The 539-nt window shown below is 75.1% G+C and carries 1 protein-coding gene; it reads left to right on the forward strand.

Annotated features, from left to right (window positions below; translation table 11 throughout):
* The coding region (locus MKK63_RS25835; protein ID WP_244006711.1) for an autotransporter domain-containing protein at positions 1 to 539 on the forward strand (539 nt) is incomplete at both ends.

A 539-nucleotide genomic window follows, 5' to 3' on the forward strand; every position in this document is an offset into this window, starting at 1 on the left:
CCGCAACGGCATCGCGGCGGCCAACGCCGTCCAGGCGGTCGGCGCCGGCCGGCTGTTCGACGCGGCGGTCGGCTTCACCACCGGCGAGGCGGAGAGCGGCTTCCGGGCGCTGGCGGGCGACATCCACGCCAGCACCGTCTCCACCGCCTACGAGACCGCCTTCTTCGTGCGCGAGGCGGTGCTCGACCGGCTGCGCTGGGGTAATCCCGGCACCGGGCTCGACTACGGCAGCCTGCCGGCCACCTACACGGCCGACCTGCCGGGCCGGGCTCCGGTGGTGGCCAACGTGCCGGTGCGCACCCTCGACCCGCAGGTGTTCGGGCTCTGGGGCCAGGGTTTCGGTTCGTTCGGCACGGCCGATGGCGGCGGCAACGCGTTCGACCTCGACCGGCAGATCGCGGGCTTCGCGGAGGGCGCGGACATACGCTTGGCCAACGGGCCGCGCGTCGGCGGGGTCGGCGGCTCAACCGAAGCCTACCTCGAGAGCGCCGGCCGGGTCGGCGGCCAGGCGCGGGCGGCGTGCACGACCACGCAGATGG

This window comes from Methylobacterium sp. J-088, from assembly GCF_022829295.1.
Classification (GTDB): Bacteria; Pseudomonadota; Alphaproteobacteria; order Rhizobiales; family Beijerinckiaceae; genus Methylobacterium.